Here is a 25,752-nt window from a genome sequence, read left to right as displayed (position 1 = left end):
GAGGCCCAAGTTGTGCCACCCAAAATCGGGACGGCGGCCCACACTGGAGCCATGGCTGACAGGAGCGAACTCGCGGCTTTTCTGAAGGCTCGGCGTAATCGGCTGACACCCAGCGATGTCGGCCTGCCCAATGGGCTCAACCGCCGCGCCCCGGGATTGCGCCGGCAGGAGGTGGCGCAGCTGGCGGGCATCTCGGTGGATTACTACATCCGCATCGAGCAGGCCCGCGGCGCGAAGCCGTCGCGGCAGGTGCTGGCGGCGCTGGCCCGGGCGCTCATGCTCACCGTGGACGAGCGGGAATACCTGTTTCGGATGGCGGGGGAGTCGCCGCCGGTCACGGCCGGGCCGCACAAGACTGTGCCGCAGGCGGTGCGGTCCATCCTCGACAATCTGGCGGCGCCGGCGTATGTGGTGGACGCGACCTACGAGGTGCTCGCCTGGAACCGGGCGGCCACGCCCTTCGTCGGCGATCTCGACACCGTGCCCGGCCACGAGCGCAACATGATCCGCTGGATGTTCCGGGAGGCCGCCGACCATCCCCAGTGGGCCGACGCCGAGACCCGCGACTTCGCCCGCGCCCTGATTGCCGATCTGCGCGCGGCCTATGCCCGGTATCCGGGGCATCCGTCGCTGGCCGCGCTGGTCACCGAACTGCTGGGCACGTCGAAGCGGTTCGCCGACATGTGGGCCGCCCACGATGTGGAGGTGCGCCGGATCCACCGCAAGCGCATCCGTCATCCGGAGCTGGGGCCGCTGGACTTCCACTGCCAGGTGCTGCACATCTCCGACACCGATCAGCGGGTCATCGTCTACTGCGCGACGCCGCACACCCGGACCGCCGCCGTCTTCCAGTCGCTGGCCGCCGCCACCGACCGCTGAAGGTTTGCCAACATTCGTTGGCCAACAAGTGTTGACATGGCTTCGACCGAGTCGTACCGTCTAAATCAACAGACGTTGGCCAACAAGCGTTGGCAGAGCCTCAGGAGTCGTCATGAACACCGTCCCCGCCACCGCTTCGGTCGTCATCGTGGGTGCCGGTCCCGCCGGGCTGACCGCGGGCATCGCGCTCGCCGACGCGGGTGTGAACGTGGTGCTGCTCGACAAGCTGGCCGAGGGCGCCAACACCTCCCGGGCGGTCGTCGTGCACGCCCGCACCCTGGAGGTGCTCGAGCAGTTCGGCGTCACCGAGACCCTGCTCGAGCGCGGAATCGTGGTGCCGCACTTCGTGATGCGCGACGGCGACCACGCGCTGGCCCGCATCTCGTTCGAGGGACTGCCCACCGCCTACCCCTACACCGTGATGATCGGTCAGGAATCGACCGAGGCAATCCTGTTGGCACGCCTCGAGAAGGCGGGCGGGCAGGTGCACCGGCACACCGAGGTCACCGGCGTCGTCCAGGACGCTGACGGTGTCACCGTCTCCTTCACCGACGCCGACGGCGCCGCGAATTCCGTTCGCGCGGACTGGGTCATCGGTGCGGACGGCATGCACAGCCCGGTCCGCGAGGCCGCCGGGATCGGCTTCACCGGCGCCACCTACCCCGAGTCTTTTGTTCTCGCCGATGTCCGCATGACCTGGCCGGACCCGCGCGACGAGGTCTCCCTGCACCTGTCGCCCGAGGGGGTCACGGTCGTCGCGCCGCTGCCCGACCCGCAGCCCGACCGCTTCCGCATCGTCGCCACCGTGGCCGACGCCCCCGAACACCAGGATCTGGCCTATGTACAGGCGCTGGTCGACGCCCGCCGGCCCGGCGCGCACGCGAAGATCGAGGAGATCGTCTGGAGCTCGCGCTTCCGGGTGCACCACCGGGTCGCCGACCACTACCGCGCCGGGCGCATCCTGCTCGCCGGGGACGCCGCGCACGTGCACAGCCCGGCGGGCGGCCAGGGCATGAACACCGGCATCCAGGACGCCGCCCTGCTCGGCCGCCTGCTCGCCGCGGTGGTCGCGGGCGCCCCCGCGTCCACCCTCGACGAATACGAGCAGACCCGTCGCCCGGTGGCGCTGGGCGTGGTCAGCTTCACCGATCGCATGACCCGCATGGCGACCCTGCGTCCGCTGCCCGCGCGGCTGGTCCGCAACCTCGTCATCAGCACCGCCGCCCGCATCCCGGCGTTTCGTCGCAACATGGCCTACCAGCTCTCGGAACTGGCCAATCGCTGACTGTCGCAGCATGATTCGGCGGCTCGCACCCTCGGGTGCGGGCCGTCTGCCGGGTGGGATTCGACGATGACGCCGCGTCGGTCAGTGGCCGTCGCAGGGATCAGTGGCCGTCGCGGTGATCAGTGGCCGCCCCGGGACGCGGAGAACGCCTCAGCCGCGCAGGGACGTGGTGACGGTATCGGCCGCGGCAATGGTGGCGGTGGCCAGCTCGTGCAGGCGGGCGGCGGGGAGATTGGTGTCGGGGCAGGAGACGATCGACGCGATGACCGAGCCGTCGGAGGCGAAGATCGGGGCGGCCACCGAGACGACCGCATTGTGGTCGCCGAGTTCGTCGGGGAGATAGTCGATGGTGATGAGGTCGGCGATCATGGCGCTGAGACGGTGCCGCAGCGGATCGGTGACAGGGGAATGGCGAAGCGCCCCCAGGGCTTCCAGCATGGGGGCGGACTCGTCGGCGAGGCGTTCGACGGAATAGCCGCGGGCGGCGATGACGTCGAGGACCGCGGTGAGGCGGGGGTGGTGGCGCGGGTCGGCGGCCTGCAGCCAGGTCTCCCGCTCGGATTCCGGTGCCCAGGCGATGAATTCGCGGCAGACCGGCGGTGCGAACGGCATCCGGCGGGCGGGGCGGATCCACGGGACCGACGGGGTGCCGAGCACCTCGGTGATGACGATGGCCTCCTGTTCCCGCTCGGCCAGGAAGATGGGGACGCCGTGCGCGGCGGCCAGCGCGTGCATGGGCTCCACGGCCAGACGGCGCAGCGGAAAAGCGGTGTCGGCCCGCCGTGCCACGGCCAGTAGTCCGAGGCCGAGGCTGTAGTTCCCCTCGCTGTCGCGCACGGTCCAGCCGTCGGCGGTGAGCTGGGCGAGCACGGCGTGCGCGGTGGCCCGGGACATGCCGGTGGCGCGCACGATGCGGGCCAGGGAGAGGCGCTCGCCGGAATGCCGCGACAGCAACTCGATCGCCTGCACGACCCGGTGGGTCGGCGGTGAGGCGGGCGCGGAACCTGCTCCGGCCGCCGTTCCCGGTTCGGAAGCCACAGGGGCGGTGGTGGATTCAGGCAACTCGATCCCCGCTGGTGTCGGTCCCGGCGCTGCGGGAGGTTCGCGCCCGATCGTATCGACCGGGGTATCGGTCATCCGCACCGGAGTGGCCCGGATCCGGTGTGCCCGAGCTACTCCGATGCGCGGCAATTCGGGCGCGGGTATTGACCGTCGCCCGGTACCGACTTATCGTCAGTGTCACATTATCGAACAATAGCGTCGAATATTCGACACCGCAAGGTCGAATGACCGGACGGATCGGATGACGCGGCGAATGGGACGAGAGATGCGCACGGGATATGAGCTGTCGCACCTGAACGCCTTGGAGGCGGAATCGGTGCACATCATCCGGGAGGTGGCGGCCACCTTCGAGCGGCCGGTGCTGCTGTTCTCCGGTGGTAAGGACTCGGCGGTCATGCTGGAGCTGGCGCGGCGGGCGTTCTGGCCCGCGCCGTTGCCGTTCCCATTGCTGCACATCGACACCGGGCGCAATTTCGACGAGGTCATCGACTTCCGGGACCGCACCGTGGCGCGGCTGGGCGCCCAGCTGCTGGTCGGCAGCGTGCAGGACGATATCGACGCGGGCCGGGTCACCGAACGGCCGGGTGAGACCCGAAACCGGCTGCAGACCACCACCCTGCTGCGCACCATTCGCGAGCACCGCTTCGACGCGGTATTCGGCGGGGCGCGCCGCGACGAGGAGAAGGCGCGCGCCAAGGAGCGGGTGTTCAGCTTCCGCGACGAGTACGGCGCGTGGGAACCGCGGGCTCAGCGCCCCGAGGTGTGGAACCTCTACAACGGCCGGCACCGCAAGGGTGAGCACATCCGGGTGTTCCCGCTGTCGAACTGGACCGAGCTCGACATCTGGGAGTACATCGACCAGGCCGAGGTGGAGCTGCCGTCGCTGTACTACGCGCACCGGCGCACCGTGGTGGCGCGCGACGGAATGCTGCTGGCGGACAACCGATTTCTGGAGTTCGGCCCGGAGGAGAAGCGCTTCGAGGCCACCGTGCGCTTCCGGACCCTCGGCGATGCCGACTGCACCGGTTGCGTGGAATCCACCGCGGCCGACCCCGCCGAGGTGATCGCCGAAACCGCCGCCACCCGGCTGACCGAGCGCGGCGCCACCCGCGCCGACGACCGCATCTCGGAGTCCGGCATGGAAGATCGCAAGCGAGAGGGCTATTTCTGATGCGTCGCAACCTGTTACGACTGGCCACCGCGGGCAGCGTGGACGACGGTAAATCGACCCTCATCGGGCGGTTGCTGTTCGACTCCAAGAGCCTGTTCAGCGATCAGCTGGATGCCATCGAGCGCGCGAGCCTGTCGCGCGGCGGCGACGGGCCGGACCTGTCGCTGGTGACCGACGGCCTGCGCGCCGAACGCGAGCAGGGCATCACCATCGATGTCGCGTACCGCTACTTCGCCACGCCGCGAAGGAAATTCATCATCGCCGACACGCCGGGGCACGTGCAGTACACCCGGAACATGGTGACCGGCGCCTCCACCGCCGACCTGGCGCTCATCCTGGTCGACGCGCGCAAGGGCGTCTCCGAGCAGACCCGCCGCCACGCCTTCCTGTCCTCGCTGCTGGGGGTCGGCCACCTGGTGCTGTGCGTGAACAAGATGGACCTGGTCGACTGGTCCGAGCAGCGGTTCGAGGAGATCCGGTCGGAATTCGCGGATTTCGCCACCAAGCTGGATGTCGGCGATCTGAGCTTCATCCCGGTGTCGGCGCTGCACGGCGACAATGTGGTGGATCCGTCCGCGCGCACCGCCGACTGGTACCCGGGCCCGCCGCTGCTGCGGCACCTGGAAGAGGTGCACGTGGCCTCCGACCGCAACCTCATCGACAACCGGCTGCCGGTGCAGTACGTCATCCGCCCGCACGGGCAGAGCCAGCGCAGCTACGCGGGCACCGTCGCGGGCGGCATCTTCAAACCGGGCGACGAGGTCGTGGTGCTGCCGTCGGGGCGCACCAGCCGGGTCAACCAGATCTGGGGGCCGGGCGGCGGGAAGGTCGACGAGGCCTTCACCGGTATGGCGGTGTCGCTGACCCTGGACGACGAAATCGATATCGGCCGTGGCGATATGCTCGCCCGGCCCGGCAACCAGCCGCACGCCGATCGTGAGCTCGACGCCATGGTGTGCTGGTTCTCCGACGACACCGAACTGCGGGCCGGCAACTCCTACGCCATCCGCACCGCTACCCAGACCTCCAAGGTGGAGGTGAGCGAGCTGGACTACCGGCTGGACGTGAACACCCTGCACCGGCAGACGGACGCGGATCGGCTGGGGCTCAACGACATCGGGCGCGTCACGATCAAGAGCCGGCAGTCGCTGCTGTTCGACCCGTACCGGGAGAACCGCGCCACCGGCAGCTTCATCCTCATCGACGAGACCACCGATCAGACGGTGGCCGCGGGCATGATCACCGGACGCTCCACGGGCGCACCGCGGGTCGGGCAGAAGGCCTCGAATGTGGTGTGGCACAGCTCCACCGTGGAGCGCGGGCAGCGGCTCAGCACCGGCGCGACCGTGTGGCTGACCGGACTGTCGGGCTCCGGGAAGTCCACCATCGCCGTCGAATTGGAGCGGCAGCTCATCGAATCCGGCCAGCCCGCCTACCTGCTCGACGGCGACAATCTGCGGCACGGGCTGAACAAGAATCTCGGCTTCACCGACGAGGACCGCCGCGAGAACATTCGCCGTGTGGCCGAGGTGGCGGCGCTGTTCGCGGATGCCGGCGTGGTCGCCATCGTCTCGCTCATCAGCCCGTTCCGGGCCGAACGGCGCGAGGCGCGCAAGCTGCACGACTCCAGGAATCTGTCGTTCCGGGAGATCTTCGTGGACACCCCGCTCGAGGAGTGCGAGCTGCGCGACTCGAAGGGCCTGTACAAGCGGGCCCGCGCCGGGGAGCTGCGCGAATTCACCGGCATCAGTTCGCCCTACGAGCGGCCGGAATTCGCCGACCTGACCATCACCCCCTCGGCCGGGACGCCGGCCGAGATCGCCCATCGAATTCGAGAGATCCTAGGAATCGCTGAAAGCTGATGACAGATATAGAAAAGGCCGAGCTGCCTCTCACCGAGCCGTTCCTCGCGGCCGTTGCCGAGGCCGAGAAGCTCATCGCCGGCGCCGACTTCATCCGTGACCCGCACGACCTGGCGGAGGGCTACGACTACCTGCAGGCCGGCATCGCCGCGGTGCTTCAGCTGTCGCGGGCGCACGGAACCTCGCACCCGTACCTGGTGACCGCCACCGGGCCCTACACCAAGATGGGCCTCGACAACCCGGACACGTTGTACTACAGCGCCAATATCGAGCCGAACGCGGAATACCTGCTCACCGGCGTGCGCGGCAGCACCGTCGACCTGAGCTTCCAGGTCCTCAAGGGCGACTACACCGCCTCCGACGTCCCGAACGGTGACGACGCGTTCGACGACCGGCGGCTGCAGATCGACGCGGACGGCAGCTACCAGCTGCGTTTCGGGCCGCCCAAAGAGAATCCGGAGCCGAACTACTTCGTGCTCCCCGAGGGCGCGTCCATGCTGGCCGTGCGCGAGGTGTACGGCGACTGGAATACCGAGCGCAAGGGCAGCATTCGCATCGAGCGGGTGGACACCATCGGCACCGCGCCGGTCGAGGCGGGCGTGGAACAGCTGCGCAAGCGGTACCGGGCCGCGGGGCGGATGCTACTGACCCGGGTGCACACCTGGTTCAACTTCCCGAAGTGGTTCTACCTGAACCTGCCGGTCAATACGCTGACCGAGCCTCGGCTCACGCCGGGCGGGCTGAGCACCCAGTACTCCTCCGTCGGGCATTTCGAGCTGGACGACGATCAGGCGCTTATCATCACTGTGCCGAAATCCGATGCGCCGTATCAGGGTTTCCAGCTGGGCAGCCGCTGGTACATCTCCCTGGACTATGTCAACCACCAGACCTCGCTGAATCATCAGCAGGCGCAGGTGGATCCGGACGGGATGATCCGCATGGTCGTCTCGGCGCGGAACCCGGGCGTGGCCAACTGGATCGAGACCACCGGGCGCAAGCTCGGCATCCTCCAGTTCCGCTGGCAGCGGGTCTCGCGGCCGATGACGCCGGAGGACGGGCCGACCATCGAGCTCGTTCCCTTCGACAAAGTGGCTGAACGACTGCCCAACTTCGAACACAATCGGATCGACGAGGCCGGATGGCGCGAGCGGATCGCCGCTCGCCAGCGCGCCTTCGCGGAAAGGATGCTGGGATGAGCCGCCTGAAGACGGGTCTGCTGGCCGACAAGGTCGTGGTGGTCAGCGGCATTGGGCCCGGTCTCGGTCGCTCCATCGCGCTGGAGGCCGCGGCGGCCGGGGCCAAGGTCGTGCTGGCGGCGCGCACCGAGTCGCGGCTGAAGGAGGTCGCCGACGAGATCGCGGCCGAGGGCGGCGCGGAAACGCTCTGCGTGCCCACCGATATCACCGATGAGGCCACGGTCCAGAACCTGGCGAAGCAGACCCTGGAGACCTTCGGCCGGGTCGACGCGCTGGTGAACAACGCCTTCAAGGTGCCGTCCATGAAGCCGCTGGCGCGCACCGACTTCGAGCAGATCCGCGAGAGCGTGGACCTGACGGTGCTCGGCAATCTCCGCATGACGCAGGCGTTCACCGACGGGCTGGCCGAGACCAAGGGCTCGGTCGTCATGGTCAACTCCATGGTGCTGCGGCACTCCGAACCCCGCTACGGCAGCTACAAGGTCGCCAAGGCGGCCCTGCTGGCCATGTCGCAGACCCTGGCGACCGAGCTGGGCGAGAAGGGGATTCGCGTCAACAGCGTGCTGCCCGGCTATATCTGGACCGACCAGCTGAAGTGGTATTTCAGCGAGATCGCCAAGAAGTACGGCATCACCGAGGAGCAGGTCTACCAGCAGACCGCGTCCAAGTCCGACCTGAAGCGGCTGCCGCTGCCCGATGAGATCGCCCAGACCATCGTCTTCCTCATGTCGCCGTGGGCCAATGCCATCACCGGACAGACCATCGACGTCAACTGCGGCGAATACCACGTCTGAGCAAGGAGTTTCACCACTATGAGCGGACGTACCAACGTCGGCACCGTCGAGGATCTGCACCACTCGGCGTCGAAAGTCTGCGGCCTCACCGACTTCGGGTCCGACGACTACCTGGAGGCGCTCGGCGTCCTGCTGGAGTCCTACCAGCGTGACGCCGGGCTCACCGAGCTCGGCTCCAAGATGAGCCGCTACTTCCTGCGCGGGGCGCTCGTCGCCCGCGCCCTGAGCGAAGCCTCCTGGCAGGCCAACCCGGCCTACACCGAAACCCAGGTCACCAGGCCGATTTTCGTGACCGGGCTGCCCCGCACCGGCACCACCGCCCTGCACCGGCTGCTCGCCGCCGACCCGCAGCACCAGGCCCTGGAGATGTGGCTCGCCGACTTCCCGCAGCCGCGGCCGCCGCGCGAGACCTGGGCCGACAATCCGGTCTACCAGGCGGTCGACAAGGGGTTCGCCCAGCACCGGATCGAGAACCCGGAATTCATGGGCGTGCACTACATGACCGCCGCCGAGGTCGAGGAGTGCTGGCAGCTGCTGCGCCAGACGGTGAAATCCATCTCCTACGAGTCGCTGGCCTACCTGCCGAGCTATTCGCAGTGGCTGCGCAAGCAGGACTGGACGGATGCCTATGCGCGGCACAAGGCGAACCTGCAGCTCATCGGCCTGGGTGACAACCGGCGCTGGGTGCTGAAGAACCCCAGCCACCTGTTCGCCCTCGACGCGCTCATGAAGGTGTACCCGGACGCGCTGATCATCCAGACCCACCGCGACCCGGTCACCATCGTCGGCTCCTCGTGCAGCCTGTCCGAGCAGGCCACCGCGGGCTGGTCCACGACCTTCGTCGGCGAGAAGATCGGTGAATCACAGCTCGAACTGTGGTCCCGCGGCCTGCGCGAATTCAATACCGCGCGAGCCCGGTACAACCCGGACCAGTTCCTCGACATCGAATTCGACGAACTCCGCGCCGACCCCTTCGCCACGGTCGAGAAGATCTACTCGAAGTTCGGCCTGGACTACACGGATTCGGCCCGCACCGCCATGACCACCCTCGACGAGGACAGCAAGTCCGGCGACCGCAAACCGGTCCACAAGTACTCGCTGGCCGACTACGGCCTCACCGAAGACCAGGTCCGAGCCGAATTCGAGCTCTGACCAACCCATCTCGGACGGCTGGGTGCGCACCCCGCGCACCCGGCCGTCCGCGCTGTGGCGGGTCTGTCGCCGCGGTCGATTCGACCGTGATCAACCTCTGGCCCTCACGTCGGGTGCGCGACCGGGGAGGTCACCGCGCTCAGTCCGGCGAACAGTACGGTCAAGCCGCGCTGCATGATCGCCTCGACCTCGGCGAAATCGGTCGACTCGGCCCTGACGATCCAGTGCGTATAGGCCTGGCGGCTGGTCTGTACCACCAGTTGGGCAGGCAGTTCGCGCAGGAACGGATCGGTGCCGAGATCCATACGCGCGGAGAGGAATTCGGTGATGGGCTCGTAGAGCCATTCGCCCCACTCCAGCCATCGACGCCGGTATTCGGGTGTGTTGATCATCAGCGTCATGAAGGTCCGATCGAAGTCGAACGACTGCCGTTGATGGACCTCGGTGGTGAATGCGTGGGTCAGGACGTAGGCCGGGTCGGCGTCGATGGGCGCCTTCGCGAGCACCTCGCGCACGAGCTGCTCACTGCGACGGAACAAGGGGAGCACCACGTCCTCCTTCGTCGCGAAGTAGCGGTGGAAGGTGCGTGGCGCGATTCCGACCGTCTCGCAGATGCGTTCGACCGTCGCGGAGGTGTCGCCGTCGGCGACGAACAGGGTGTGGGCCGCGAGCGCGATGGTCAGGCGTAGGTCTTCGGCCCGCTTGGTGGCCAGCTTCGCCTTGGCCGGGTTGCTCACGACGGGTCCTCCTCATTCCTGGTGGCGCCTACCGTAACGCCGTACCGGCAGCCCCCGGGGCGACGGGCGGGAATCCGGAGAAACGGGTCGAGTGGTGCCTTTTCCGGGCAATGTGGTCGTGCTCACGCCCTGTGTGTCATATTCTGCCACAAATGGCAGATTCTGACATTGATGTTCGAAGGTAGGTGGAACGTGGCAACGACGACACGAACTCACGACGGCCCAGCGGCCATGATCGATCGGGTGGCGTCGCTGCTCGATGCCTTCGACGGGCCGAGATCGCTGACATTGGCGGAGATCGCGCAGCGGGCCGGGCTGCCACGGTCGTCGACGCATCGGATTCTGCGGCGTCTGGTGGAACTGGGCTGGGTGGAGCGTGAAGGTTTCGAGTACGGGCTCGGCTTGCGAATGTTCGAACTCGGTGCGCAGGTGGCCCCGCAGCGCCGGTTGCGCGAGACCGCCGCACCGGTGCTGACCGCACTACATCTACGCACGGGTTTGACCGCGCACCTGAGCATTCTGACCGGGCCGGATGTGCTGCACCTCGAGCGATTGGGTCCACCGCCCGGGCCGGGAGCCGGGTGGTCGGTCGGGGCGCGCCAGGCCGCGGCCCTGACCGCGCCGGGGCGGGCGCTGCTGGCCGGGCTCGACCCGCAGCGGTGGCCCGAACTGTCGTTCCAGCAGGCGCCGACCTGCTACAGCGTGCGCTCGTCGCGACAGCTGGCGCGGGAACTGGGCACGGTTCACGACCGTGGCGGTGTCGCGGTCGACTCGCAGGGCTGCGTACTGGGTGTCACGGTCGTGGCCGCGGCCATCGGCGGGCTGTGCGAGAGCGCACCGGCCGCGGTATCGCTGTCGGGTCCGACCCGGTCGGTATCCATCGAAAACGCTACGGCCGCAGTGCGAAGCGCCGCGGTCGATATCCGGCGACGCCTGCTGGGGTTGCGGCCGAACGCCCGCACCGGGAAAGCCTCCGGTGCGGGCGTGCTCGATTCGTGCTCGTGACACCGGCGCGGCGGCTGCGCTCATGACACCGGTGCGGCGGCTGCGCTCATGACATCTGCGCGGCGGCTGCGCGGGCCAGATTGGCTCGGACCTCGGCATTCCAGGCCTCGGCCGGGCGGGTGGTGTCGAGTTCGTATTCGAATCGATCGACCATCGCCGGTTCGATATCGGCCTGGTCGACGTAGAACTGCTGATACCAGCGGCGCAACTGATAGACCGGGCCGTCTTCCTCGCAGAGCAGCGGATTGTCGATGCGCGCCTTGCGTTTCCAGATCGCCACGTCCTGCTCGAAGCCGACCTTGACCCAGTCGCCCATCGCACGGGCGCCGGCCATGGCTTCCTCGGCGTCGAGACCGGCGGGGATCTCGACCATGATGCCGTACTGCAGGACGAAGGAGTTCGCGTCGATCGGATAGTGGCAGTTGATCAAAACTGTTCTGTGGTCGCCGTTTTCATAGCGATAGAGCAGGTCGTCGATCATGAACGAGGGGCCGTAGTACGACGCAACCGACTGTGTGCCGAGCAGTTTCGGCTCGCCGACCGGTCCCGGCAGATCCGCACGCGCACCGCTGTCGAAGTACTGGGTCGCCACATGCGCTTCGAACACGTTGCGGAAGTAGGTGGGCAACGAGCCGTGCACGTAGAAGAAGTGCGCCATATCGACGATATTGTCAACGATTTCACGGCAGTTGGTGTCGACGACGGTGGTGTACCAGTGCCAATCGGTCCACCCTTCGCTGCCGGCCGACTCGATGCGGGGAATGGCGACCTCCGGTGGCGGCGGATTGCCCTCGGGGTCGTTCCACACGAACAGCATCCCGTCCTGCTGCAGTGTGTTCCACGCTCGGGTACGTGCCAGCGGCGGGACGCGGCGGCCGTAGGGAATCTGCTTGCAGCGGCCGTCCCCGCCCCAGCGCCAGTCGTGAAACGGGCACGCGATCTCGTCGCCTTTGACTTCGCCGTCGGACAGATCCCCGCCCATGTGCCGGCAGTAGGCGTCCAGCACATTCAGGGTGCCGTCCGCCCCGGCGAAGACCACCAGCTTGGTCCCGAACGCCCGGATGGAATGCGGCTTGCCGTCGGCGAAATCGCGCACCAACCCCAGACAGTGCCAGCCTCGCGCGAAGCGGGCCGGTGCCGGTTCGGCTTCGACCCGGCGGAACTCGTCACGCATCGTTGTCATAGGTACCGTCCTCGCTCGGTGTGGATGCGGAACACCAACTCACGGGCCCGTCATCGGGGCCGATCCCGCATATTTCCCGTTATAGCGGCGGAAAAACCCCTGCCGCACAGACGATTTCACTGACTGGAAGAGTGGAGAAAACTCCTCCATGGGGTCTCGGTGACCGGAACGTGAACCGGTGGTCGCCCCCGGTTCGCCGCTTATCGTGCCGATCGCCAGGGGGCGAGGAGGAGTTCGCAGGCGCGGTGGACGTCGGCGAGGGCTTGGTCGATGGTCAGGCGGCCCGCGATGGTCCAGGTGAGAATGCCGTAGACGCACTGCTCCAGCAGACGTGCCAGGCGGTGGTCCTCGTCGGCCGGGTTCGTGATGCCCGCGGCGGCCAGGATGCGTTCGGGCATCACCTGATCCGTGACCAGAGCTGCCGCGGCGGAAGCCGGCTCGGGGGACGACGGATCGTGCGGCAGGGCGTGGCCTTCGGCACGCACCGCGTTCATCGACACCATCATCGCCCGGGCCAGCAGGGGGTGGCGCAGCAGCTCGCCGATCGCACGGCTCAGGAACTCGGTGGCACCGGTGACCGGGTCGCCGGGAACCGCTGCGGGGTGCGGCAATTCGCGGACCGCCCCATCGAGGACCGCCGCGAACAGGTGGTTCTTGGACGGGTAGTACCGGTACAGCGTGCCCAGCGCGACCCCTGCGGACTGCGCGACCTCGCTCATCTGCACCCGCTCCAGGCCGTGCTCGGCGCCCAGCCGGGCGGCCGCGCGCAGGATCGCGCGCTGCCGCTCCAGTTGCCGGGCCGTCGAGACGCGGCCGGGGGCGCGGGAGTCCTGAATGCGCGGCATGAAACCACCTTCTGTCCGATAACTAGAATTCACTCTAGTTTTTCCGGGCGGAAGTTTGTAGAACTGGAAGGGACCGAGTTCGATCTCACAGGTGAGGAAGTAGCGATGAACGGTGTGGACCCGCAACGTTATGGGCCGTGGGCGGTCATCACCGGGGGATCGGAGGGGGTCGGCCGGTCGTTCGCGTTGGAGCTCGCCGGGGCCGGGATCGCGCTGCTGCTGGTGGCGCGGCGGCTTGAACCGCTCGAGGCGACGGCCGCGGAATGTCGGGAGCTGGGGGTCGAGGTACGCACGCTCGCAATCGATCTGACCGCCGCCGATGCGGTGGGCGAGATCGTCGCCGCGGTCGCCGACGTGGAGGTCGGCCTGCTGGTTCTCAACGCCGGGGCCAATACCCACAGCGCGCCCTTCGTGGATGGGGATCTGACCGCGTTCGGGCAGGTCATCGATTTGAACATCACCGCGCCGCTCGGGCTGATCCACCACTTCGGGCGCGCCATGAAAGCCCGTGGACGAGGCGGGATTCTGCTGGTCGGGTCGCTGGCCGGGTATCTGGGCTCGCAGCACCACACCGTGTACGGCGGGGTCAAGGCGTTCGGGCGGATCTTCGCCGAGAGCCTGTGGCTGGAGCTGGGGGAGTACGGGGTGGATGTGCTCGAACTGGTGCTCGGCGTGACCCGGACGCCGGCCATGGAACGCGTCGGACTCGACTTCACCGTGCCGGGGATGACGGTGTCCGAGCCCGATGACGTAGCGCGCGAGGGACTTTCGCAGCTCGGGCACGGGCCGGTGCACATCATGTCCGGCAACGAGGCGGGAGCCGCCCAGCGCAATGACCCGGATCGGGCGGCCGCCGTGCTGCGCGCCGACAAGGGCATGCGGCGGCTCATGGGTCTGCCGGAACGGGTGGCGCGATGAGTATCCGGCTCGGTCTGTCCACGCCGATCGTGGTGCAGGTGCCCGGCGTCGCCTCGCCCTGGGAGGCCACCGCCGGCCCCGAGGATCTGACCCGGATCGCCACGGCCGCCGATGAACTCGGCTTCGACCACCTCACCTGCTCCGACCACGTCGGTGTGCCCGCGGCGGCCGCCTCGGTGCGCGGCGCGACCTATTGGGACCCGCTGGCCACCCTGGCGTACCTGGCGGCGCACACCACCCGGATCCGGCTCGCCACCTCGGTGCTGGTGCTCGGCTACCACCATCCGGTGGCGCTGGCCAAGAGCTACGGCACCCTCGACCGGCTCAGTGGCGGCCGGGTGGTGCTCGGGGTCGGAGTGGGCTCTCTCGCCGAGGAATTCGCCCTGCTCGGCGCGGCCTGGGAGGACCGGGGCGCGCGGGCCGATGCGGCGCTGACCCGATTGCGCCGGGCCTGGGGTCGCCGCGATGTCGAAGGCTTCGTGCTGGAGCCGCACGCCACCGCCACCACCGTGCCGATCTGGGTCGGCGGGCGCACTCGCCGGTCGCTGCGCCGCGCGGTGTCGCTGGGCAGCGGCTGGGTGCCGTTCGGCCTGCCCGCCGACCAGATCGCGGACCTGCTCGCCACGGTGACCGTGCCCGACGGTTTCGATGTGGTGCTCACGCCCGGCGTGCCGCTGGATCCGCAAGGGAACGCCGAGGATTCCGTGCGCCGGCTGGCAGCGCTGCGGGCGGCCGGGGCGACCCACCTCACCTGCACGGTCCGGGCCACCGATGCCGTCCACTACTGCGATCAGCTCGCCGCGCTGCGCGATCTGGTCGACCGTCATCTCCTGTAGCAGAAGGATTTCCATGATCGAAGAGCGTCTCGCCGTGCTCGAGGACCGGTTGCGCCGGGTCGAGGACGAGCTGGCCATCACCCGTCTGATCGCGTCCTACGGCCCGCTGGTCGATGCCGGGGCCGCCGAGGCGGTCGCCGAATTGTGGACCGAGGACGGCGAATACGACGTCGAGGGCTGGCACATGCGCGATCGCGGGCAGGTCCGCGACATGGTCGAATCGCAGGCGCACCAATCGCTCATCGCCGCCGGATCGGCGCACTTCCTGGGTCCGGTGTCGGTCACCGTGGACGGGGACACCGCGGACGCGGTGTGCGAATCGCTGCTGGTCCGGCGGCGGGACGGCGGATTCTTCGTGTGGCGGGCCGGGGCGAATCACTTCCGCCTGGTCCGCACTTCCGAGGGCTGGCGGATCGCGCAGCGGATCACCCGGGCGCTGGATGGCTCCGAGACCGCCCGAAAACTGCTCATTGCGCCCTGGACCAGCGGAGATGTCGTTTCCGAATGGAAATGAGGGTCCCCTAACGACGCCGCCGATTCTTCCAGCTATGGTTAGCATCACCTAACGCCGCACCTGGGCGTTTGCTGGAAGGACCTGAAATGAACGGACGCTCGAGCGGCATGCCGCCGGTGCGCAAGACCCTGCTGCGCGTGTCGGCACTGGGCGCAGCGCTGGTGGTCGCGGCGGCATGCAGCAATACGAAGTCGAACAACGACGACGTGAAGGCGCTCGACGGAAACCATTACGCCCAGGTCAATATCGCCTCCAGCAAGGAGTCGGACAAGGCGCAGTTCACCGACCCGAAGTTCATCAACGCCTGGGGCATCGCGGACCGTCCCAAGGGCGCCGGCGGGCACTTCTGGGTCGGCGCGGGCGGCTACTCCTTCCAGTTCGTCGGTGACGTCACCAAGTCGCCGGATGCCAAGTACCAGAAGATGTTCCAGGACCCGCTGAAGCTGGTCACCATCCCGGGCGCGGACTCCATCCCGGACGACGACGGCGACGACAGTGAAGGCAAGACCACCGGCGTCGTCTTCAACTCGGCCCCCATCACCTCCGACATCTTCGCGGTGAAGGACCAGCCGGTCAGCTACGACGGCAAGAACGAGAAGCTCACCGGCTCCGCGCGATTCATCTTCGCCACCGACTCCGGCAAGATCTCCGGCTGGACCGAGCAGGGCGCGGGCGGCGCCATCGTGCGCCACGACGGCCCGGCCGTGCTCGAATACGACGGCACCGCCGCGGGTATGAAGTTCAAGGGCATCGCCCTGGACCCGTCCGGTGCCAAGCTGCTGGCCGCCGACTTCGGCAAGGACCCGCAGGTCCGCACCTTCGACAAGGACTGGAAGCTGGTGCCCACCACCGGTTTCGCCAACCCGTTCGCCACCGGTGACGCCATCGACCCGGCCGACGCGTCCAAGGGGAAGAAGGTGAAGGTCGGCGACCCGGCCCCCTTCAATGTCGCCACCATCGGCGACCGCGTCTTCGTCAGCTACGCCGTCACCCAGTCCGAGGGCGGCGACCCGAACAAGCTGAAGGCTGGCGAAGAGGACAAGCTCGACAAGGACCAGGAGAAGAACGCCGGCAACAAGGCCAAGAAGGGCCAGGTCGCCGAATTCGACAAGAACGGCAAGCTGGTTCGCACCCTCGACGCCGACGGCCGCCTCAACGCGCCATGGGCCGTCACCATCGCCCCGCAGGGCTTCGGCCCGCTGTCGGGCAAGCTGCTGGTCGGCAACTTCGGCGGCGCGGGCCACATCCTGGCCCTCGACGACCAGTCCGGCAAGTTCGTCGACTACCTGCGCGACGCCGACGGCAAGCCCGCCGAGATCGAGGGCCTCTGGGGCCTCATGTTCGGCAACGGTGAGAGCCTCGGCGACGCCGACGCCCTCTACTTCACCGCGGGCCCCAACGACGAGAAGGACGGCCTCTTCGGCAGCCTCCGCCTGAAGTAACCCGCGAAAGCCCCGGGCCCCGAGTCGATTCCGGCTCGGGGCTCTCGCTTTTCCGGGGCGGGCTCGTCGCCGGGGTCAGCTCGCGCCGACACCGAGCGCGGTGAGCAGGACCAGCACCACGGTGACGACGGCGAAGACCCCGTGCCCGCCCACGACCAGGACGGGGAAGTGGCGTTCGGCCGGTTCGGACTGCGGGACACCGGCTGCCCGGCCCCGATAGACCGGTAGCCAGCGCAGCAGCATGAAGAAGCCGAGCAGTGCCACCGGAATCAGCAGCGCGAAGGCGACCCAGGCGACGGCCTTGGTGCTGACCACCAGGTAGATGATCCACAGCACCAGCCCGGCCACGGCCAGCAGGAAGTGGCCGAAGATGACGGGCGGGGGCAGATGGCTGGAACTCGGTTGCCGGACACCGCCTTTGGCGATCCAGGTGCCGAGCAGAACGAAACCGCCGGCCGCGGTGAGCAGCCAGGTGATGAGTGCCGCGATGGCCATGATCAACTCCTGTCGAGAGAGGGACGGGGATTCAGCGCTGGAAACCCGTGGCCTGGGTGGTCTCGTCGGCGACCCGGACGCCATAGCGATAGGCGAGTTTGCCGCCGAGATAACCGGATACGGTCAGGGCCGCGAGGGCCGCCACCGAGAGCAGCAGCGGACCCCACGGCACGGGACCGTGCGTGCCCTCGGCTCGCCGCCAGACGAAATCCAGTGCGAAGGCGACGGTCACCGCGAGGTTGAGGCTCAGATGGACCAGGCCGGTGCGGAAGGCCGGGGTTCCGGCCGGGATGGCCAGGAAGTCCAGGAATCCGACGGTGGCCGCCGCGAGTGCGCCGAGCACGCCGATGGCGATCAGCCACAGCGCGCCGCGCGCCAGGAACTCCGGATCACCGACCAGGTGTGAGGCGAGGTCGAAGATCAGGCTCGCCACCCAGGTCCCGATGGGCACGGTGACCAGGATCGGATGGAACGGATGGCCGTACGGCCCGGTCAGCGCCGCGCTCACCGGGCGCTTGGCCTGGTACGGATCAGGCTCGGCCTGCTGCGGATCAGCCGTCACGACAACCTCCCAACCAGCCTTGAATTCAGGAAATAATTCTTGGCGTAATTACCCGGACTGGTCAAGGACTACACGCTGGAGCGGTACTCAATACTTTTCGGCCAAGACGATGGGCGCTATTGTGGTCGCGTGACCAGTGCTTCCGCGATCGGTGCCGTCGCCGTCCTCGATGACGACCTGCGGCGCGGCATGTACTGGTACATCCGCCGCGCCCGCCGCCCCGTCACCCGCGACGAGGCCGCCGCCGAGGTCGGCATCTCCCGCAAACTCGCCGCCTTCCACCTGGACAAGCTCGTCGACGCCGGCCTGCTGCGCGCCCGCTACGAGGCCGTCGGCGCCCCCCGTCGCGTCGGCCGTACCCCCAAGGTCTACGAACCCGCCGAAACCGATGTGCGCGTGAGCATTCCGGAACGCCGCTACGAGGTGCTGGCCGAAATCCTGATGAGCGCGGTGCTCGGCGAGGGCGCGGACGAGACCGCCCGGGACGTCGCCGTCCGCGTCGCCGCCGAGCGCGGCACCGCCCTCGGCGCCGCCGAACGCGACCTCCGCAAACCCGGCCGGCTCGGCCCCGAACGCGCCCTCACCCTCCTCCAGGCCCTACTGTCCGACCAGGGCTTCGAACCCGGCCGCCCGGCCCCGTCCTGCATCCGCCTGCACAACTGCCCCTTCCACCCCCTCGCCGCCTCCGCCCCCGAACTCGTCTGCACCCTCAACCATGCCTACCTCTCCGGCATCCTCGACGGTCTGGGTGCGAACACCGTCGAAGCCGTGCTGGCTCCGGCCCCCGGTGAATGCTGCGTCGAACTGCGCCCGGCGGCCGACCGCCCGGACCACCCTTCGCCCGCCCGGGGCTCATCGGCAGCCTCCGCCTGAGCGAGATGCGGCTATTCCATGGTCTTCCCGATCAGGAACAGCGTGAGGACGATGCCCATCACCACGACCAGTCCGTAGTGGCCGGCCGACCGGCCGTAGTCATAGGTGGAGGCGGCGACGACGATCGTCATGATCAGGAAAAGTAAGCGCTTCACCGCAGACCCCCACAGGCTCGTTCCCAACCGTACGAGCGGTGGATTCGGTTGTGCCACAGCGTAATGGGTGAAGGGCAGTGCAGAGGCAGCGGCCCGCCCGAACCGCCCGAACCGGGCGCGTCGGGGTGGAAACGGGGCAGCGGTCACCGGGGAATCCGGGTGCGCGACCGATGAATCCGAGACTGTCGCCCCGTCCTATGAACAACCGCGCGGCCCACCTCGACCCATTCGCAAGGAGCACACCGATGCGCAAGATCACCGCAGGACTGTTCATCTCCCTCGACGGCATCGTCGCCGACCCGCAGGATTGGCACTTCCCCTATTACAACGACGAGATGGGCGAGGCGGTCTCGGCCCTGGTCGCCACCGCCGACACCCTGCTGTTCGGCCGCGTCACCTACGACTCGTTCGCCGGCGCGTGGCCCGAACGCGAGACCACCGGAGCCGAGGACGCGGGCTTCGCGAAGGCGCTCGGCGATCTGCGCAAGATCGTGTTCTCCCATCGCGAACTCGACTTCACCTGGCGCAATTCCGAACAGCCCCAAGGTGATCTGGTGGCGACCGTGGCCGCCCTCAAGGCCGAACCGGGCGGCGACATCTCGCTCAGCGGCTCGACCTCGATCGTGCGCCAGCTGCTGGCGGCCGCGCTCATCGACGAACTGCACCTGTTCGTGCACCCCATCGCCCTGCGCAGCGACGGCCTGCGGCTCTTCGACGAGGGCACTCCCGTCCCGCTGCGGCTGCGGTCGGCCACGCCGTTCAAAACCGGTGTGCTGCACCTGATCTACGGCCCCGCCGACGCTCCCGAGGAGGCCGGCTACGAGGACGCGCGAGCACACCTCGCCTGAGCGGCCGCGCGGCCCCGAACCAGCGAGTAGGTCAGAGGTGTGCCAGCATCGGCCGCATGGCGATCTCTGTGGAGTCTGTTGCACATATCCGGCTCACCGTGGGTGACATCGGGCGGTCGAGAGCCTTCTACGATGCGGTCTTCGGGTGGCCGGTGGCGCTGGAGATCGCGGCCGACGCGGACGACGACACCCGACAGCGGCTGAGCTTCCTGCACGGTGGGGTGATCTACCGGATGGCGCAGGGGCTGATCGGTCTGCGGCCGGTCGGAACCGATCGGTTCGACGAGGACCGTGTCGGTCTCGACCATCTCGCCTTCCCGGTCGGGTCACTGGCCGAATTGGAGGCTGCCGCAGCGCATCTCGATGCCTGCGGGGTCGCGCACGAGGACATCAAGGACATCGGCGCCAGCTACATCCTGGAGTTCCGGGACCCGGACAACATCGCACTGGAGTTGATTGCGCCGAAGTAGGTGCCGGGCCCGGGGCTACTTCATGGCCTTGCCGACGAAGAACATGGTCAGGACTGCGCCCAGGGCTATTGCCGCGCCGTAGTGGCCGGGGGCGAGGGCGTAGGTGTAGGTCGACGCGGCGAGGATGATCGCGGCGGCGAGGAATAGCAGGCGCTTCGCTTTGGGCTCCACAGGCTGGAATTCAACCGTAGGAGGAGGCGGATTCCGGGGCGCCACGGCGGCGGGGGTCAAGGGCGGGAGCGGGTCCGCCGACGGCGGGCCCGCTCCTTGTCGGGCAGTGGCGCTCCGACCGGTTACTTGCCGAAGGATCCACCGGCCGAGCCGCTGGCGACCAGGCAGAGCGGATTGTTGACCATGAGCATTTGCGCCGAGCCCGAGGACGAACCGGTGATGCCGGAGTCGATGGCGGGTGTGTTCGGCGGTGTAGCAGCGGGATCGCCGGAACCGCCGAGTCGCACCGAGCGGCCGTCGGAGTTCGGATCCGCCGGTGCACCCAGCAGGTCCAGTACCGTCGGGGTGATGTCGGCCAGGGTGTAGCCGTTGTTCTGCGCCCCCGCGGCGAAGTCCGGCCCCCGCGCGATCATGAAACTCGCTGTCTCGTAGGCGCTCTGACCGCCGTGGCCGCCCTCGGGCTTGTGCCCGTGGTCCGTGGTCACCAGGATCGTCCAGCGCTCGCCGGCGTGCGTCCGGGCGCGGTCGTCGACCGCCTTGGTGATCTTGCCGACCAGCGTGTCCACCCGGCCGATGGCATCCCGGTACGCCTGCGGCCAGATGCCGCGCAGGGTGTGGCCGACGATATCGACCTGATCGAGGTGGGTGAACACGAAATCCGTGCCGTCGTCGGTGATGGCGGACACCACCTGCGCCGCGGCATTCGAATCCGCGGTCGTCTCACAGACTCCCGCGCCGGTCGGATCGACCTGCGTCACGGACACCCTGTCCGCCGCGGGATTTCCGGTCCGGGCGATCATGCCGATCTTGTCCCAGGTACCCAGCGACGCGGTGGCCAGGCTCGGCTTCGCGCGCTCCAGCTGCGTGAACACCGTCGGATACTGTGCGAAAGGCGCAGGGGTGCAGGTGGAGTCATTGTCCTTGATGCCGTGCTTGGTATCCCAGACCCCGGTCAGGGCCGTCGCCCAGGAGACGCACGACATGGTGGTGTGCGGGGCGATGGAGGTCCGCGCCAGGGTGCCCTGGGCCGCGAGCAGGCCCAGGTTCGGGGCATTGGCCGCCTGCACCTCGCTCCACAGCGTGCCGTCGATGCCGATCACCACGACCTTGTTCACCACGGGTGCGGCCGTTGCCGGGGCGGCCGTGGCCAGCGGGAGTGCGGCCAGCGCGGCGGCGGCCACCAGTGCACGAGTACGAGACATGCGCGGCAACCTAGCCGGGGTTCGGCACTTCCGCAGCAAATTCGGACAATTGACCAGAACTGTCCCGCTGAGTGAAACGCCGACGGGTCGCATCCCCTAGCCGGAGCGGGGGTTCGAGCGGGTCTGCCGCCGCCGGGCCCGCTCCTTCTCGATGGCGTCGAAGCGGAGTTGCAGGCCGTCGGTGAAGGCCGACAGCGCCAATTCGAAACTCTCCGAATCGATCTCGTCGGCCTTGGCGCGCAGCAGATGCGCCTGCTCCAAATGCGGGTAGCGGTCGCGGTAGACCTGGACGTCGTCGACGAAACCGCGGGAGAACGAGCCCATGGTGGCGCCCATGACCAGGTAGCGGGTGGCCGCGCCGATCATGGTGGCGTCGCGCGGGGGCCAGCCCGCGGAGACCAGGCCGCCGTGGACGGCGTCGGCGGCGCGCAGGTTCTCGTCGCGGGTGCCGGGCCCGGCGGCCAGGTAGGCGACGAAGTTGGGGTGCCGGACCAGGGCGTCGCGGTAGGAGTGGGCCCACGAGATGAGGCCGGCGCGCCAGCCCTGGTCGAAGGCCGACACATCGACCCGCGCCATGAGACCGCCCGCGATGTCGTCGAGGACGGCGTCCTTGGTGGGGTAGTGGGTGTAGAGGGAGGCGGCCTGCACACCCAGTTCGGCGGCGAGCTTGCGCATGGACAGCTCGGCGAGCCCGTCGCGATCGATCAGGGTCAGGGCCGCGTCGCGAATCCGTTCGCGACTCAGCAGCGGCACCTTCGGCCTGGCCATCCGGCTCACCTCCTTCGATGGAAGACCTCGGCGATCCCCCGGCGGACGTCGAATTTATCACCCGGTCCTTGATTAACCGAACACTGTTAGGATAATTTCGAGTCATAAACCTAACAACGTTTGGTTAGGAGCTATCACAACCATGGACTTCGAACTCGGCGAGTCGCAGCGCGAACTGCGCGAGCTGGCCCGGGCCTGGGTGGACAAAGAGGTCGTTCCGCACGCGGCCGCCTGGGATCGGGCCGAGGCGGTCGATACCGCGATCGTCGGCAAGCTCGGTGCGATGGGCTTCCTCGGTATCGAGATCCCGGAGGAGTACGGCGGCTCCGGCGGCACGGCCCTGGACTACTGCGTCCTGCTCGAGGAACTCGGTCGCGGCGACAGCTCGGTGCGCGGCATCGTATCCGTCTCGCTCGGCCTGGTGGCCAAGTCGATCAAGACCTACGGCACCGAGACCCAGAAGCGGGAGTGGCTGCCGCGCCTGTGCTCCGGGCAGTCACTGGGCTGCTTCGGCCTCACCGAACCCGGCACCGGCTCCGACGCGGGCAGCCTCACCACCAGAGCCGTTGCCGACGGCGATGATTGGCTGCTGTCGGGCACCAAGATGTTCATCACCAACGGCACCTGGGCCGACGTCGCCATCATCTTCGCCCGCACCGGCGGCCCCGGCCCCAAGGGCGTGACCGCCTTCCTGGTGCCCACCGACGCCCCCGGCTTCGCGCGCACCGAGATCAAGGGCAAGCTCGGCCTGCGCGGCCAGGCCACCGCCGAACTCGTCCTCGACCAGGTCCGGGTGCCCGACGCCAACCGGCTCGGCGAGCTCGGCCAGGGCTTCAAGATCGCCATGGCCGCCCTGGACAAGGGCCGCATGGGTGTGGCCGCCGGGTGTGTCGGCGTCGCGCGCGGCTGCCTGGAGGCCGCCGTGAAATACGCTCGGGAGCGCGAGCAGTTCGGCAAGCCGATCGCCTCCTATCAGCTGGTCCAGGAACTCATCTCCGATATCGCCGTCGATGTCGAGGCGGCGCGGCTGCTCACCTGGCGGGTCGCCGACCTGGTCGGGAAGGGCAAGCCGTTCGGCACCGAGGCCTCGGTCGCCAAGCTGTTCGCCAGTGAGGCCGCGGTGAAGGCCGCCAACAATGCCATCCAGGTGTTCGGCGGATACGGCTACATCGACGAGTACCCGGTGTCGAAGTACCTGCGCGACGCCCGCGTGCTCACCCTCTACGAGGGCACCAGCCAGATCCAGAAACTGCTCATCGGGCGCGCCCTCACCGGCGTGAACGCCTTCCTCTGAACGTCATTCACAGACAGGGAGATTCAGTCATGTCGAAAGTCGCAGTCGTGACCGGCGCGGCCCGCGGAATCGGCGCGGGCACCGCGGCCCGCCTGGCCGCCGACGGTTTCGCCGTCGCCATCGTCGATCTCGACGAGGCCGCCTGCAAGGACGCCGTGGACGCCATTGCCGCCCAGGGCGGCACGGCCATCGCGGTGGGCTGCAATGTCACCGACGAGGCGCAGGTCGCCGCCGCGTTCGAACGCATTGCCGCGGAACTGGGTTCGGTCGACGTGCTGGTCAACAATGCCGGCGTGCTGCGCGACAACCTGCTGTTCAAGATGTCGGTGGACGATTGGGACATCGTCATGTCCGTGCACCTGAAGGGCACGTTCCTGTGCTCGCGGGAGGCGCAGAAGTACATGGTGAAGCAGAAGTCCGGCAAGATCGTGAACACCTCCAGCGTGTCCGCGCTGGGCAGCCGCGGCCAGGCCAACTACTCGGCCGCCAAGATGGGCATCCAGGGCCTGACCCGCACGCTCGCCATGGAATTGGGGCCGTTCGGCATCAACGTCAATGCCGTCGCGCCGGGCTTCATCGTCACCGAGATGACCGATGCCACCGCCGCCCGCGTGGGCGTCTCGCCGGAGGAGTTCCGCGCCGAGGCCGCCAAGATCACCCCGCTGCGCCGGGTCGGCGAGCCCGCCGACATCGCGAACGTCGTCTCCTTCCTGGTCTCCGACGACGCGTCGTTCGTCACCGGCCAGACCATCTACGTCGACGGCGGACGCCGCCTTTAATCACGAAACTCGGTCCGCGCTGGGTGATTCGCTCCCGGCGCGGGCTGTCACCGGCTCAGAGAGATCGTCACCATGCAGAGAACAGTTTTCGACAAGGACCACAACGCCTTCCGCGAGACCGTGCGGGCCTTCATCGAGTCCGAGGTCGTGCCCGTCTACGAGGAGTGGTACTCGGCCGGTATCGCGCCGCGCGAGTTCTATTACAAGCTGGCCGAGCTCGGTGTCTTCGGCATCGAGGTGCCCGAGGAGTACGGCGGCGCGGGCATCGAGTCGTTCAAGTTCCAGGCCATCCTCATGGAGGAAGTCGCCCGTGCCGCAGTGCATCTCGGCGGCTCGGGCGTGCACGTGGGGCTGTGCCTGCCCTACCTCAAGAATCTCGCGAGCGAGGAGCAGAAGCAGCGCTGGCTGCCCGGCTTCGTCACCGGCGAGATCATGTTCGCCATCGCCATGACCGAGCCCGGCACCGGCTCCGACCTGGCCGGAATGCGCACCACCGCAAAGCTTTCCGCGGACGGCACCCACTACGTGCTGAACGGGTCCAAGACCTTCATCACCGGCGGCGTGCTCGCCGACCGCGTCATCGTCTGCGCCCGCACCGCCGCCCCCGGCGACACCGATCGCCGCCACGGCATCTCGCTGTTCGTGGTGGACACCAAGTCCCCGGGCTACAGCGTCGGCCGCAAGCTGGACAAGCTGGGCCTCAAGGTCTCCGACACCGCCGAACTCAACTTCACCGACGTCGAGGTGCCGGTTGAGGACCTGCTCGGCGAGGAGCACAAGGGCTTCTCCTACCTGGGCCAGAACCTCCCGCAGGAGCGGCTGTCCATTGCCGTCGGCGCGTACGCACAGGCCAAGGCCGCGATCCGCTTCGCCAAGGAATACACCCGGCAGCGCAACGTCTTCGGCCAGCCGGTCTCCGGCTTCCAGAACACCAAGTTCGAACTCGCCGCTTGTCAGGCCGAGGTGGACGCCGCCGAGGCCGTGGTGGATCGCGGCCTCGAGGCCCTCGACGAGGGCACCCTGACCTCGGCGGATGCCGCCTCCGCCAAGCTCTTCTGCACCGAGGTCGCGCACCGAGTCATCGACCGCTGCCTGCAGCTGCACGGCGGATACGGCTTCATCAACGAGTACCCCATTGCCCGCCTCTACGCCGACAACCGCGTGAACCGGATCTACGGCGGTACCAGCGAAGTCATGAAGATGATCATCGCCAAGGACATGGGTCTCTGACCAACCGATCGAACCGAGGTATCG

General features: G+C 68.2%; 27 protein-coding genes. 18 read left to right on the top strand and 9 right to left on the bottom strand.

Annotated features, from left to right (window positions below; genetic code table 11):
- Positions 1–51 precede the first annotated feature (51 nt).
- Together ACWEQQ_RS15275 and ACWEQQ_RS15270 are read left to right on the top strand one after the other, a co-directional pair.
- Positions 52–879 carry a helix-turn-helix transcriptional regulator gene (locus ACWEQQ_RS15275; protein WP_452344605.1) on the top strand — a complete coding sequence of 276 codons (828 nt, stop codon included), beginning with the start codon at positions 52–54 and terminating at the stop codon, positions 877–879.
- Positions 880–991: 112 nt separating this feature from the next.
- Positions 992–2,164, top strand: coding sequence for an FAD-dependent monooxygenase (locus ACWEQQ_RS15270; protein WP_452344606.1), 1,173 nt, complete (start codon positions 992–994; stop codon positions 2,162–2,164).
- A gap of 150 nt (positions 2,165–2,314) precedes the next feature.
- Here the strand turns inward: ACWEQQ_RS15270 and ACWEQQ_RS15265 are convergent, their stop codons facing one another.
- Entirely contained in the window at positions 2,315–3,202 is an 888-nt protein-coding gene (locus ACWEQQ_RS15265) for a helix-turn-helix domain-containing protein (protein WP_452348636.1), read from the bottom strand.
- A 289-nt stretch (positions 3,203–3,491) separates the two neighbouring features.
- On the opposite strand from ACWEQQ_RS15265, the gene cysD reads away from it, so the two are divergent.
- Genes cysD through ACWEQQ_RS15240 form a run of 5 tightly spaced genes read left to right on the top strand, consistent with a single transcriptional unit; the run spans position 3,492 to position 9,401 of the window.
- A complete protein-coding gene (gene cysD / locus ACWEQQ_RS15260; protein WP_354851579.1) occupies positions 3,492–4,397 on the top strand; it encodes a sulfate adenylyltransferase subunit CysD in 906 nt (301 codons plus the stop codon).
- Positions 4,397–6,259, top strand: a complete 1,863-nt coding sequence (gene cysC / locus ACWEQQ_RS15255) for an adenylyl-sulfate kinase (protein WP_452348635.1) — start codon at positions 4,397–4,399, stop codon at positions 6,257–6,259. The genes cysD and cysC overlap by 1 nt, the downstream gene beginning before the upstream one ends.
- Positions 6,259–7,455 carry a hypothetical protein gene (locus tag ACWEQQ_RS15250; RefSeq protein WP_452348634.1) on the top strand — a complete coding sequence of 399 codons (1,197 nt, stop codon included), beginning with the start codon at positions 6,259–6,261 and terminating at the stop codon, positions 7,453–7,455. The genes cysC and ACWEQQ_RS15250 overlap by 1 nt, the downstream gene beginning before the upstream one ends.
- On the top strand, positions 7,452–8,249 hold the full coding sequence (locus ACWEQQ_RS15245) for an SDR family oxidoreductase (protein WP_452342979.1): 798 nt from the start codon (positions 7,452–7,454) through the stop codon (positions 8,247–8,249). The genes ACWEQQ_RS15250 and ACWEQQ_RS15245 overlap by 4 nt, the downstream gene beginning before the upstream one ends.
- A gap of 18 nt (positions 8,250–8,267) precedes the next feature.
- Positions 8,268–9,401: a sulfotransferase family protein gene (locus tag ACWEQQ_RS15240; protein ID WP_452348633.1), complete on the top strand. Its 1,134-nt coding sequence runs from the start codon at positions 8,268–8,270 to the stop codon at positions 9,399–9,401.
- A 104-nt stretch (positions 9,402–9,505) separates the two neighbouring features.
- Here ACWEQQ_RS15240 and ACWEQQ_RS15235 read toward each other — a convergent pair whose 3' ends face one another.
- Positions 9,506–10,138, bottom strand: coding sequence for a TetR family transcriptional regulator (locus ACWEQQ_RS15235; protein ID WP_452348632.1), 633 nt, complete (start codon positions 10,136–10,138; stop codon positions 9,506–9,508).
- Between the two features lie 192 nt (positions 10,139–10,330).
- Between ACWEQQ_RS15235 and ACWEQQ_RS15230 the strand changes: the two genes are divergently transcribed.
- Positions 10,331–11,143: an IclR family transcriptional regulator gene (locus ACWEQQ_RS15230; protein ID WP_452348631.1), complete on the top strand. Its 813-nt coding sequence runs from the start codon at positions 10,331–10,333 to the stop codon at positions 11,141–11,143.
- A 46-nt stretch (positions 11,144–11,189) separates the two neighbouring features.
- Here the strand turns inward: ACWEQQ_RS15230 and ACWEQQ_RS15225 are convergent, their stop codons facing one another.
- Positions 11,190–12,326: a Rieske 2Fe-2S domain-containing protein gene (locus tag ACWEQQ_RS15225; protein WP_452348630.1), complete on the bottom strand. Its 1,137-nt coding sequence runs from the start codon at positions 12,324–12,326 to the stop codon at positions 11,190–11,192.
- A 200-nt stretch (positions 12,327–12,526) separates the two neighbouring features.
- Entirely contained in the window at positions 12,527–13,171 is a 645-nt protein-coding gene (locus tag ACWEQQ_RS15220) for a TetR family transcriptional regulator (RefSeq protein ID WP_452342984.1), read from the bottom strand.
- A 105-nt stretch (positions 13,172–13,276) separates the two neighbouring features.
- Here ACWEQQ_RS15220 and ACWEQQ_RS15215 point away from each other — a divergent pair, with 105 nt between their 5' ends.
- From ACWEQQ_RS15215 to ACWEQQ_RS15200, 4 genes are all read left to right on the top strand, one after another.
- Positions 13,277–14,089, top strand: a complete 813-nt coding sequence (locus tag ACWEQQ_RS15215) for an SDR family NAD(P)-dependent oxidoreductase (RefSeq protein WP_452348629.1) — start codon at positions 13,277–13,279, stop codon at positions 14,087–14,089.
- Positions 14,090–14,091: 2 nt separating this feature from the next.
- Positions 14,092–14,925 carry a TIGR03619 family F420-dependent LLM class oxidoreductase gene (locus ACWEQQ_RS15210; protein ID WP_452343063.1) on the top strand — a complete coding sequence of 278 codons (834 nt, stop codon included), beginning with the start codon at positions 14,092–14,094 and terminating at the stop codon, positions 14,923–14,925.
- 13 nt (positions 14,926–14,938) lie between these two features.
- Positions 14,939–15,439 carry a nuclear transport factor 2 family protein gene (locus ACWEQQ_RS15205; RefSeq protein WP_452342986.1) on the top strand — a complete coding sequence of 167 codons (501 nt, stop codon included), beginning with the start codon at positions 14,939–14,941 and terminating at the stop codon, positions 15,437–15,439.
- 86 nt (positions 15,440–15,525) lie between these two features.
- Positions 15,526–16,881, top strand: coding sequence for a TIGR03118 family protein (locus ACWEQQ_RS15200; protein WP_452348628.1), 1,356 nt, complete (start codon positions 15,526–15,528; stop codon positions 16,879–16,881).
- 75 nt (positions 16,882–16,956) lie between these two features.
- On the opposite strand, the gene ACWEQQ_RS15195 is transcribed toward ACWEQQ_RS15200, so the two are convergent.
- Together ACWEQQ_RS15195 and ACWEQQ_RS15190 are read right to left on the bottom strand one after the other, a co-directional pair.
- Complete coding sequence (locus ACWEQQ_RS15195; protein WP_452342988.1) at positions 16,957–17,376, bottom strand: hypothetical protein; 420 nt, start codon at positions 17,374–17,376, stop codon at positions 16,957–16,959.
- Between the two features lie 31 nt (positions 17,377–17,407).
- Positions 17,408–17,938: a DUF2231 domain-containing protein gene (locus ACWEQQ_RS15190; protein WP_452348627.1), complete on the bottom strand. Its 531-nt coding sequence runs from the start codon at positions 17,936–17,938 to the stop codon at positions 17,408–17,410.
- 129 nt (positions 17,939–18,067) lie between these two features.
- On the opposite strand from ACWEQQ_RS15190, the gene ACWEQQ_RS15185 reads away from it, so the two are divergent.
- The 3 genes from ACWEQQ_RS15185 (at position 18,068) to ACWEQQ_RS15175 (ending at position 20,284) form a co-directional block, all read left to right on the top strand.
- The gene (locus ACWEQQ_RS15185) at positions 18,068–18,811 is read left to right on the top strand and encodes a helix-turn-helix transcriptional regulator (RefSeq protein ID WP_452348626.1); all 744 of its coding nucleotides are present in this window, start codon (positions 18,068–18,070) and stop codon (positions 18,809–18,811) included.
- A 400-nt stretch (positions 18,812–19,211) separates the two neighbouring features.
- Positions 19,212–19,814, top strand: a complete 603-nt coding sequence (locus tag ACWEQQ_RS15180; protein WP_452348625.1) for a dihydrofolate reductase family protein — start codon at positions 19,212–19,214, stop codon at positions 19,812–19,814.
- Between the two features lie 56 nt (positions 19,815–19,870).
- Entirely contained in the window at positions 19,871–20,284 is a 414-nt protein-coding gene (locus ACWEQQ_RS15175; protein ID WP_452348624.1) for a VOC family protein, read from the top strand.
- Between the two features lie 15 nt (positions 20,285–20,299).
- Here ACWEQQ_RS15175 and ACWEQQ_RS15170 read toward each other — a convergent pair whose 3' ends face one another.
- The 3 genes from ACWEQQ_RS15170 to ACWEQQ_RS15160 form a co-directional block, all read right to left on the bottom strand.
- A complete protein-coding gene (locus ACWEQQ_RS15170; RefSeq protein WP_452342993.1) occupies positions 20,300–20,455 on the bottom strand; it encodes a hypothetical protein in 156 nt (51 codons plus the stop codon).
- A gap of 122 nt (positions 20,456–20,577) precedes the next feature.
- Positions 20,578–21,657 carry an alkaline phosphatase family protein gene (locus ACWEQQ_RS15165; RefSeq protein WP_452342994.1) on the bottom strand — a complete coding sequence of 360 codons (1,080 nt, stop codon included), beginning with the start codon at positions 21,655–21,657 and terminating at the stop codon, positions 20,578–20,580.
- A gap of 96 nt (positions 21,658–21,753) precedes the next feature.
- Positions 21,754–22,425: a TetR/AcrR family transcriptional regulator gene (locus ACWEQQ_RS15160; protein ID WP_452348623.1), complete on the bottom strand. Its 672-nt coding sequence runs from the start codon at positions 22,423–22,425 to the stop codon at positions 21,754–21,756.
- A 142-nt stretch (positions 22,426–22,567) separates the two neighbouring features.
- On the opposite strand from ACWEQQ_RS15160, the gene ACWEQQ_RS15155 reads away from it, so the two are divergent.
- The 3 genes from ACWEQQ_RS15155 (at position 22,568) to ACWEQQ_RS15145 (ending at position 25,728) form a co-directional block, all read left to right on the top strand.
- The gene (locus tag ACWEQQ_RS15155; protein ID WP_452348622.1) at positions 22,568–23,719 is read left to right on the top strand and encodes an acyl-CoA dehydrogenase family protein; all 1,152 of its coding nucleotides are present in this window, start codon (positions 22,568–22,570) and stop codon (positions 23,717–23,719) included.
- 29 nt (positions 23,720–23,748) lie between these two features.
- Positions 23,749–24,498 carry a 3-oxoacyl-ACP reductase FabG gene (gene fabG / locus ACWEQQ_RS15150; RefSeq protein ID WP_364616325.1) on the top strand — a complete coding sequence of 250 codons (750 nt, stop codon included), beginning with the start codon at positions 23,749–23,751 and terminating at the stop codon, positions 24,496–24,498.
- A gap of 72 nt (positions 24,499–24,570) precedes the next feature.
- Positions 24,571–25,728, top strand: coding sequence for an acyl-CoA dehydrogenase family protein (locus ACWEQQ_RS15145; protein WP_452348621.1), 1,158 nt, complete (start codon positions 24,571–24,573; stop codon positions 25,726–25,728).
- The last annotated feature ends 24 nt before the right edge of the window (positions 25,729–25,752 follow it).

Source organism: Nocardia sp. NPDC004123 (assembly GCF_053603795.1).
Note: the sequence above shows the minus strand (reverse complement) of the source record. Positions and strands in the feature narration are given on the sequence as shown.

Bases quoted from the DNA above. Each gene is read 5' to 3' on its own strand.
- ACWEQQ_RS15275 (WP_452344605.1), top strand. From the start codon at position 52: ATGGCTGACAGGAGCGAACTCGCGGCTTTTCTGAAGGCTCGGCGTAAT.
- ACWEQQ_RS15270 (WP_452344606.1), top strand. From the start codon at position 992: ATGAACACCGTCCCCGCCACCGCTTCGGTCGTCATCGTGGGTGCCGGT.
- cysD (WP_354851579.1), top strand. From the start codon at position 3,492: ATGCGCACGGGATATGAGCTGTCGCACCTGAACGCCTTGGAGGCGGAA.
- cysC (WP_452348635.1), top strand. From the start codon at position 4,397: ATGCGTCGCAACCTGTTACGACTGGCCACCGCGGGCAGCGTGGACGAC.
- ACWEQQ_RS15250 (WP_452348634.1), top strand. From the start codon at position 6,259: ATGACAGATATAGAAAAGGCCGAGCTGCCTCTCACCGAGCCGTTCCTC.
- ACWEQQ_RS15245 (WP_452342979.1), top strand. From the start codon at position 7,452: ATGAGCCGCCTGAAGACGGGTCTGCTGGCCGACAAGGTCGTGGTGGTC.
- ACWEQQ_RS15240 (WP_452348633.1), top strand. From the start codon at position 8,268: ATGAGCGGACGTACCAACGTCGGCACCGTCGAGGATCTGCACCACTCG.
- ACWEQQ_RS15225 (WP_452348630.1), bottom strand. From the start codon at position 12,326: ATGACAACGATGCGTGACGAGTTCCGCCGGGTCGAAGCCGAACCGGCA.
- ACWEQQ_RS15220 (WP_452342984.1), bottom strand. From the start codon at position 13,171: ATGCCGCGCATTCAGGACTCCCGCGCCCCCGGCCGCGTCTCGACGGCC.
- ACWEQQ_RS15215 (WP_452348629.1), top strand. From the start codon at position 13,277: ATGAACGGTGTGGACCCGCAACGTTATGGGCCGTGGGCGGTCATCACC.
- ACWEQQ_RS15205 (WP_452342986.1), top strand. From the start codon at position 14,939: ATGATCGAAGAGCGTCTCGCCGTGCTCGAGGACCGGTTGCGCCGGGTC.
- ACWEQQ_RS15200 (WP_452348628.1), top strand. From the start codon at position 15,526: ATGAACGGACGCTCGAGCGGCATGCCGCCGGTGCGCAAGACCCTGCTG.
- ACWEQQ_RS15195 (WP_452342988.1), bottom strand. From the start codon at position 17,376: ATGGCCATCGCGGCACTCATCACCTGGCTGCTCACCGCGGCCGGCGGT.
- ACWEQQ_RS15180 (WP_452348625.1), top strand. From the start codon at position 19,212: ATGCGCAAGATCACCGCAGGACTGTTCATCTCCCTCGACGGCATCGTC.
- ACWEQQ_RS15175 (WP_452348624.1), top strand. From the start codon at position 19,871: ATGGCGATCTCTGTGGAGTCTGTTGCACATATCCGGCTCACCGTGGGT.
- ACWEQQ_RS15165 (WP_452342994.1), bottom strand. From the start codon at position 21,657: ATGTCTCGTACTCGTGCACTGGTGGCCGCCGCCGCGCTGGCCGCACTC.
- ACWEQQ_RS15160 (WP_452348623.1), bottom strand. From the start codon at position 22,425: ATGGCCAGGCCGAAGGTGCCGCTGCTGAGTCGCGAACGGATTCGCGAC.
- ACWEQQ_RS15155 (WP_452348622.1), top strand. From the start codon at position 22,568: ATGGACTTCGAACTCGGCGAGTCGCAGCGCGAACTGCGCGAGCTGGCC.
- fabG (WP_364616325.1), top strand. From the start codon at position 23,749: ATGTCGAAAGTCGCAGTCGTGACCGGCGCGGCCCGCGGAATCGGCGCG.
- ACWEQQ_RS15145 (WP_452348621.1), top strand. From the start codon at position 24,571: ATGCAGAGAACAGTTTTCGACAAGGACCACAACGCCTTCCGCGAGACC.